The organism is Neisseria sp. P0022.S010, assembly GCF_051956635.1.
Genome location: NZ_JBQCXF010000242.1, coordinates 1 through 4,358, shown reverse-complemented (window position 1 = coordinate 4,358; position 4,358 = coordinate 1). Strand labels below are relative to the sequence as shown.

Here is a 4,358-nt window from a genome sequence, read left to right as displayed (position 1 = left end):
ATAAGAGACAGACTATACAGAAAGCCTTTTCTTCTGTCAACGCCTTTACTGCATTTTTAAAGGTGCTGCCGATTTCCGTATGTTATTTTCCCTGTATAATGCCGGTTTTAATAAAAAGGAAAACTCGCCATGTGGTTTAAGCAAATCAGTTTTTATCCGCTCAACAAAGACAAATTGCCCGAATTGGAAGTCCTTGCCGACAAATTGGCGCAATCCGAATTTGCCCATTGTCAGGGTTTGGACTGGTTTAGCGAAGGCTTTGCCACGCCGGTTTCCTTTTCGCCCGAGCTGGTTTTCCCTGCCGATTACACTTGGCGTGTGGCCCTGAAAAAAGAAGAAAAAGTCCTGCCTGCCGGCGTCATCCGTGATATTTTGGATGAAAAGGTTTTGGAAATCCAAAACAACGAAGCGCGCAATGTCGGCCGCAAGGAAAAACAAGAACTGAAAGAACAGATTACTGACGACCTGCTGCCCCGTGCCTTTACGCGCAGCAGCCGCACACAGGTGATTTTCGACACGCGCCACGGGTATCTTTTGGTCAACAATGCCGCATCTGCCAAAGCGGAAAATATCCTGACCAAACTGCGCGAAGCCTTGGGCGGCCTTGAAGCAGCCCTGCCCAACACCAAACAATCGCCCTCCTCCCTGATGACCAGCTGGCTGCTGCAAGGCCATTGCGAAGGCGGTTTTGAATTGGACAGCGATTGCGAACTCAAAGGCGTAGGCGATGTTGTCCCGGTCGTCAAAGTTTCCAAACAAGACCTGACCGCCGATGAAGTGGTACAACACGTCAAAAACGGCAAAACTGTTACCCAGCTGGGCTTGGTATGGCGAGAACAAATCGCATTCATCCTTACCCAAGACTTTACACTCAAACGCATCCAGTATCTGGACGTTTTGCAAGAAGAAGCGGAAAGCAACGGCGACGATGCCGCCAGCCTCGCCTTTGCCTCGCAAATCCTGATGACCGAAGCCATCAGCACCATGTTGGAAGAACTGGTTTCTTATTTGGGCGGCTGGCAAGAATAATTTTTCAGACGGCCTTTTGATTGGGAAATATCAAAGGCCGTCTGAAATATAAATAGAAGTATCAGAAAGGATGTCATGATGTTGGGCGCAGTCATTGGCGATATTGCCGGATCAAGATTTGAGTTTGACAACTACCGTCACATCGATTTTGACATTTTCAGCCCCGACAGCGACTTTACTGATGACACGATTTGTACTGTTGCCATCGCCGATTGGGTTTTACAAGGCTGCAACGATCATTTAGCCTCTATTTTACAAGGCTGGTGTAGGGCATATCCCTACCCTAAAGGCGCATATGGCGGCCGCTTTTCACAATGGATAGAATGGAAAGATCCAGAACCTTATAATAGCTGGGGCAACGGCTCGGCCATGCGTGTTTCTGCCGTTGGCTGGGCATTTGCCACATTGGAAGAAACCCTGCATTTTGCCGAACAATCCGCCGCCGTAACGCACAACCATCCGGAAGGCATTAAAGGTGCACAAGCTGTAGCCGCCGCCATCTTTTGGGCGCGTACCGGCATCGGCAAAGCGCAAATCAAAGAAGACATTACACGACAATTCGGCTACAACTTGAGCCAAAGTTGCGACCAAATCCGGCCGCATTATCATTTCAACGAAAGCTGTCAAGAAACCGTACCTCAAGCAGTTACCGCCTTTCTTGAAAGCGATGATTTTGAACACGCCATCCGACTGGCAGTTTCCCTGGGCGGAGACAGCGATACTTTAGCAGCCATTACCGGCAGTATTGCCGAAGCCTACCATGGTATCCCTGCATCCATGCGCGAACACGCTTTAGCCATATTGCCATGCCGTATTGCTGAAACCCTGCTGACTTTTGAATCCCAATATCAGGCCGTCTGAAACCGCCTGCAAAAAGGAATGAATGATGAAATACCTCGCCCTACTCCCCATCGCCTTCATGCTGGGTACGCCTGCTATTGCCGAAACCATCAATCCTTATCAGGAAAAAGGTTGCGCTTATGATGGCGATGTCGGCAAAGACGGTAAACCGTCCGGTAAAGGCACATGGAAATGCCAAGACGGCCGCAGCTATGTCGGCTCATTTAAAAACGGCAAATTTGACGGCAAAGGCGCATATACCGTTTCCGGCAACCGCGAAACCTTTATCGAACCTTTCTCCTCCAACAGCGCCAAATTACGCAATATGACACTGGAAGGCATGTTCAAAAAAGGCAAGGCGCACGGAAACTTTACCGCTTCTCAAAACGGCACACCCGTCTTCATCATGAAATGCGAAGACGGTATGATTAAAGAAGTCAAACTGCCTAAGAAATCTGCTTCCAAAACCAAATAAACAGCCTTTCAGACGGCCTTATCCATATTTAAGGCCGTCTGAAACATCAATTGACAAGCCTGCTTAAAGGCTGTTGTATTGATTTCAAAAAATTTCCAAACAACCCTTACCCCAGGACAACCACCATGAGCATTAAATCCGACAAATGGATACGCCGAATGGCCGAAGAACACGGCATGATTGAGCCGTTCGAGCCCAACCAAATCAAAGAGGCCAACGGCCAACGCATCATTTCCTACGGCACATCCAGCTACGGCTACGACATCCGTTGCGCCAATGAATTCAAAATCTTCACCAATATCAACAGCACCATCGTCGACCCGAAAAACTTCGACCCGAAAAACTTCGTTACAGTCGAAGACGACTGCTGCATCATTCCGCCCAACTCCTTTGCACTGGCGCGCACAGTCGAATATTTCCGCATCCCGCGCAACGTCCTGACCGTCTGCTTAGGCAAGTCCACTTACGCTCGCTGCGGCATTATCGTCAACGTTACCCCGTTCGAGCCCGAGTGGGAAGGCTACGTTACGCTTGAGTTTTCCAACACTACCCCCCTGCCTGCCAAAATTTATGCAGGCGAAGGCGTGGCCCAAGTCTTGTTCTTTGAAAGCGATGAAGTCTGCGAAACTTCATACAAAGACCGCAACGGCAAATACATGGGACAAACCGGTGTCACCCTGCCTAAGACTTAATATACAAAATAAAAAAAGGCCGTCTGAAGTTTCAGACGGCCTTTTATCATTTCATTTAGAAACGGCGTTTCAGCTTGCAAGCCTGCAAGATATGAACGGCGAGTTCTTCCACAGATTTATCCGTTGTATTGGTAAACGGCACTCCGTGGCGTTTGAACATATTTTGCGCATCAGCAATCTCGCTGCGGCAAGTATCGATTTTGGCATAGGTCGAATTAGGACGGCGTTCCTGACGGATAGCCTGCAGACGCTCAGGCTGAATGGTCAAGCCGAACAGCTTGTCTTTATAAGGTTTGACCATACGCGGCAAATCGGTCGATTCCAAATCATCTGGAATCAATGGATAGTTTGCGGCGCGGATACCGTATTGCAGAGCCAGATAGAGACAAGTCGGCGTTTTGCCCGAACGGGACACGCCCATCAAAATCACATCCGCTTCCTGCAGGTTTTTATCGCTGACACCGTCATCATGGTTGAGCGAGAAGTTTACTGCTTCCATACGCGCATCGTAACGCTTGGTATTACCGATACTATGATGGCCTCGCTCAGCAATCGTTGCTTCAACATTCAATTCTTTTTCCAGCAAACCCAAGAACGTTTCAAAGAAATCAATATGGAATGCATTGGATTTTTTGATGATTTCACGGATTTCATCATTTACCACGCTGACAAAAGCAATCGGACGATCGCCAAACTGTTCGGCTGTCTTATTGACTTCATCCACTACGGCCAACGCTTTTTCAGACGTATCGATAAATGGATAAACATGGCGCTTGAACTCGACATTGCCGAATTGGTTCAACAGGGCTTCACCGATATTTTCGGCGGTCAGACCGGTGCGGTCGGAAATATAGAAGACTTGGCGTGGAGCAGTCATAATGAATCCTTCTGAGGGTAACGTTTCAGACGGCAATCATAGCAGTTACAGCCTTTGCAATAAAGCGATTCCCGGTAGATTACACAGGATTACAACAAATTTGAACAAATTTTAAATTGGAATAAAATTTTATTTTTTTAGATTTATTGGAATTATATTCCACATTTGCAAAATAAATTTCGATTCTTAAATTTATTAACTTATTTTGTTTTCCATATTTAACAAGAAGATAACACGTAAAAACATGAATCTGATATTCATATTTCAGAAGGCTACACGCCTGAAAAGCACAATATCACAGACGAATTTGTGATTTTTAAAAAGATAAAACACATGACAGCCATCAAACGAATGGCTACAATAAGCAGGCGGATTTGTTTCTTTTTTAACATTTTTGGATTGGATTGGACACACAAATGGCCGAAAACTACGTTATTTGGTTTGA

At 46.7% G+C, this 4,358-nt stretch carries 5 protein-coding genes; 4 read left to right on the top strand and 1 reads right to left on the bottom strand.

What is annotated here, in order from left to right; genetic code table 11:
* Window positions 1-129: 129 nt before the first annotated feature.
* The 4 genes from ACTHUT_RS14515 (at window position 130) to dcd (ending at window position 3,036) form a co-directional block, all read left to right on the top strand.
* Window positions 130-1,029, top strand: a complete 900-nt coding sequence (locus tag ACTHUT_RS14515) for a recombination-associated protein RdgC (protein ID WP_004521096.1) — start codon at window positions 130-132, stop codon at window positions 1,027-1,029.
* A 78-nt stretch (window positions 1,030-1,107) separates the two neighbouring features.
* Complete coding sequence (locus ACTHUT_RS14510; protein WP_440418952.1) at window positions 1,108-1,890, top strand: ADP-ribosylglycohydrolase family protein; 783 nt, start codon at window positions 1,108-1,110, stop codon at window positions 1,888-1,890.
* Between the two features lie 22 nt (window positions 1,891-1,912).
* The gene (locus ACTHUT_RS14505) at window positions 1,913-2,344 is read left to right on the top strand and encodes a hypothetical protein (protein ID WP_250601083.1); all 432 of its coding nucleotides are present in this window, start codon (window positions 1,913-1,915) and stop codon (window positions 2,342-2,344) included.
* A 125-nt stretch (window positions 2,345-2,469) separates the two neighbouring features.
* Complete coding sequence (gene dcd / locus ACTHUT_RS14500; RefSeq protein ID WP_003680541.1) at window positions 2,470-3,036, top strand: dCTP deaminase; 567 nt, start codon at window positions 2,470-2,472, stop codon at window positions 3,034-3,036.
* A 55-nt stretch (window positions 3,037-3,091) separates the two neighbouring features.
* Here dcd and ppsR read toward each other — a convergent pair whose 3' ends face one another.
* A complete protein-coding gene (gene ppsR / locus ACTHUT_RS14495; RefSeq protein ID WP_250601086.1) occupies window positions 3,092-3,913 on the bottom strand; it encodes a posphoenolpyruvate synthetase regulatory kinase/phosphorylase PpsR in 822 nt (273 codons plus the stop codon).
* Window positions 3,914-4,358: the final 445 nt, after the last annotated feature.